The 3650-nt window shown below is 36.2% G+C and carries 4 protein-coding genes; all 4 read right to left on the reverse strand.

What is annotated here, in order from left to right; translation table 11 throughout:
- Window positions 1-15: 15 nt before the first annotated feature.
- Entirely contained in the window at window positions 16-390 is a 375-nt protein-coding gene (locus ACM0OR_RS27910) for an NADAR family protein (RefSeq protein WP_414579655.1), read from the reverse strand.
- A 99-nt stretch (window positions 391-489) separates the two neighbouring features.
- On the reverse strand, window positions 490-2526 hold the full coding sequence (locus tag ACM0OR_RS27915) for a WD40 repeat domain-containing protein (protein ID WP_414579656.1): 2037 nt from the start codon (window positions 2524-2526) through the stop codon (window positions 490-492).
- A 97-nt stretch (window positions 2527-2623) separates the two neighbouring features.
- Window positions 2624-3121 carry a YcxB family protein gene (locus ACM0OR_RS27920; RefSeq protein ID WP_414579658.1) on the reverse strand — a complete coding sequence of 166 codons (498 nt, stop codon included), beginning with the start codon at window positions 3119-3121 and terminating at the stop codon, window positions 2624-2626.
- A 180-nt stretch (window positions 3122-3301) separates the two neighbouring features.
- Window positions 3302-3520 carry a hypothetical protein gene (locus tag ACM0OR_RS27925; RefSeq protein ID WP_323269055.1) on the reverse strand — a complete coding sequence of 73 codons (219 nt, stop codon included), beginning with the start codon at window positions 3518-3520 and terminating at the stop codon, window positions 3302-3304.
- Between the last annotated feature and the right edge of the window lie 130 nt (window positions 3521-3650).

Below are 3650 nucleotides of genomic sequence, written 5' to 3' on the forward strand. Positions count from 1 at the left end.
TCTATGCCCTATCTCTTATGCAGCAACCTTTATAGGTAGGTTGTCACCCTCTAAGCCCCAATTGTTACCTTCAATTATTTCCAAATCGTCAGTAGCTAAAAGCATCTCTCGCAGTGTTTCATCTTGGGTAAACTTCTGCACCAAAAAACCGTGCATAATTTCAATCTTCACTTTCTCCCAATCATGCCGGAGTGTTACCTTACGCCCAATACGCTTGGCTTTGACTGGTGTTGCAGCCAAACGTAGCATTTCACGTTCATTAGGATGACTTGTTTTGGCTGCTTGAAAAGCGTGTTCAACGCTTGGAAATTCAATGCCTTCAAATATAATTTTACAATGCCAAAAATTACTGAGGAAGGCGTAATTTCCACTAAACCTAGTAATGCACATTAGATAAATCTCCTGGTTGGCATTAGAACATATTGAGCCGCGTGTCTCAGATCAATACCAGAATATAAGACTCATGAAAATAATATGAAGTATGTAAGCTCACTTTGAGTTACAAAATGTACTTAATAATTGGCCATTAGTCATGTTCCATATTTTCATGGTATTATCGTAGCTACTGCTGACTAAAGTTTTACTATCGTCACTGATAGTAAGCGAAGAAATGTTATATTGATGCTCTTCCAAAGTACGAATTAGTTCCCCAGTGCGAATATTCCACTGTTTAATATTATTGTCAGAGCTACCACTAACGAGAGTATTACCATCTAGACTAATAGCTACAGCAGAAACTCCACCGGAATGCGCCTTGAGTGTGCGAATATTTTCTCCTGTGAGATAATCTTGGAATATTATTGTTCCATCTACATAACCACTAACAACAGTTTTAGTATCGGGACTGATTGTAATGGAAGTGACTGAAATTGCACTTTCAGGATTACCAGTTTCTACTGTGTTCTCCTTCAAAGTGCGGATTAACTTACCAGTGCGAAGATCCCAGAGTATGATTTCGTCACCAACACTACTACTAACCAGAGTACCGTTATTTTTGCTGATAGCGATCGCATTCACCTGGAAGGAATGACCTTGCAATGTCTGAAGCACTTTACCTGTAAGAATGTCTCGTAATTTAATTATCTCGTTATGAGAGCTAAGGAGGATAGTACCATCCGAGCTAATTACTACATTGTTAACCCCAGTATCCTCAAATGCACGAGTTAACTTTCCCGTTTGGAGATTCCATAATTTAATTGTTTTATCACCCCAACTACCAGTAACTAGGGTATTCCCATCCGGGCTAATAGCAACGGAACGAACCCAATTCTCTTTGATACTCCAAATTTTCTTATTAGTAAGAAAATCCCATAAATTGATGGTGTTGTCAGAGTTGAGACTAACTAGACTTTTATTATCTGGGCTGATGGCAACATATTGAAACCAATCGAAATTTCCTTCGATAGTGTGAGTTGGCTGTCCCGTTTCAATATCCCACAGTTGAATGTTGTTATTAGCAGTAACTATAGTATTTCCATCTGGGCTAATAGCTACTTTAGTAGGTGAACCCCTATAAACAATGGAAAATGCGCCACTCGGAGGATTTTTAGGTGATGAATCTGATAATTCTAATTCTTTGATAGGGTTGCCCAATGTACGGAGTAACTTTCCCGTTTTAATATCCCACAGTTTGATGCTGTTATCCCAAGCACTACTAACTAAAGTAGTTCCATCTGAACTAATAGCTAATGATTCGATCATTCCGGAATGTCCTTGAAGTGTACGAATTTCCTTTCCGGTTTCCATATCCCACACTTTAATAGTGCTGTCGTAACTACCACTAAAAAGCATTTTCCCATCCGCACTAATGGCTAGAGGAGAAACTCCATAGGAATGTCCCTTGAGTGTGCGAATTTCTTTAGCAGTTTTAATATCCCATAATTTAATAGTTTTGTCAGAGCTACCGCTAATGACAGTAGCACCATCTGGAGTAATAATTGCAGAATTAACCCATTCAGAATGACCTCTGAATCTACGGATTAATTTTCCTGTAGAGATATCCCATAATTTAATTGTTTTATCCCAACTACCGCTAATCAAAATTTTGCCATCTTTACTGATATATAGGGACTGAATCAAGTCGGAATGCCCTTCTAATGTACGAATTAAATTCCCAGTGGTGACATCCCACAATTTGATAGTTTCATCTTGACTAGCACTGATCAGGGTTTGTCCATCGTGACTCATTACAACCCTATATCCTGCATCTTTAAATGTGCGGATTAGCTTACCTGTGAAAATATCCCAGACTTTGATATTATTGTCGCCACTAGCACTAATGAATGTTTTCCCATCTGGGCTAATCTCTACGGAGTTAATAGAGCTAAAATGTCCCATAAATTGACATTTACTAGCAGATATTTCCGCTTGTGTTTTGTCCATCTCATTTGAATTAGTTATTTGTGCAGCCACAGGTAAAACAAATTGAGCTAGAGAAAATATTACAGTTCCGGCGATACCATAAGCAATTTTGAATTTGCTATTATGCTCGAAATTATGTTGTCTAGTTGATTTATTTTTACACATTTTATTTAAAGTTGATTTTATTAGCTTTGCTAGCAATTTTCAGGATAATTATTTATATCTAGGTTTAATTGAGACAAACTATGCAAATATAACTATGCTATTTGTTTTGTAATTTTTCTACAACTAATTGTCTGAATTCTTGCCAATCTTCTTCCGATTGAAAAAAAATACGTGGCAGTATAAGTGCTTGATTGATAGCTGTATATAGCAGAACAATATCTGTTTCCTGCTTATACTTCAGTAGGAGATCCCAAGGATATCTCATTTCGCCGTAAGCATTACGCCAAATAACACCTGCTTGATCTACCACCCCAGATATTTCTCCTTGTATCAGCTTGTTGCTTTGCCATGCTCGTTTAATTTGACGTTCTCTCAGCTTGGGGAGAAATACCAAAAAATACAAAATAATCAAGACATCGAAAACTAGCGAAAAACTTGCTAGATAACCAGGATAAAATAATAATTTTACTAAGATATAACCAAGCCCAAACCAGGGAAACCATTTAAATAGCCATTTTAAAAATGTCGGCATACAAAGTTTCTGAAAGTGGTTATATTGCTGCTCAGTCCATGTACCACTAAAGTGAATACTCATTACTTGCTCACCTTAATATTATGATTTATTGCAAAACTTTCAATTTGCCGATAATAGCTAATATGTCTAAATTTAAACATTAGCTGAGTAATTGATGCTGTTGCACAGATAAATTGTGTTTTTATAGTTGTGATTTTGGGTTTTCAACTCATTAGTTTTCAATTGGGATAAAAAGGATGTTTATACTTGGCAACGTAATAGAATTTGTTGTTTTAATTCTTTAATAATCTGCTGCTGTTCTAATGACTTATTACTTACCCAACTCAATAAATAATATAACTGAAATAAAGGGCGTAATTGCCAATATGTAGGATCAACAGTCTTTTGTATCTGATAACCATGCCAAAAACTAGATAAAATGGCATTGTTGTTAGTCTCTAGCTGTAACTCATAATTCATGTATTTCGATGGCAAATTCACTGAGAGTTATTGTTGATTAACTGGTTGAGTTTTTCTTGTGACTTCGAGTACAAAGCAATACTTCTCGGTTAAGGATTAAGCAGTATTAAGAATAAAAAAAGTGAGTGGT

Source organism: Anabaena sp. CCY 9402-a, from assembly GCF_963920945.1.
Classification (GTDB): domain Bacteria; phylum Cyanobacteriota; class Cyanobacteriia; order Cyanobacteriales; family Nostocaceae; genus Trichormus; species Trichormus minutissimus.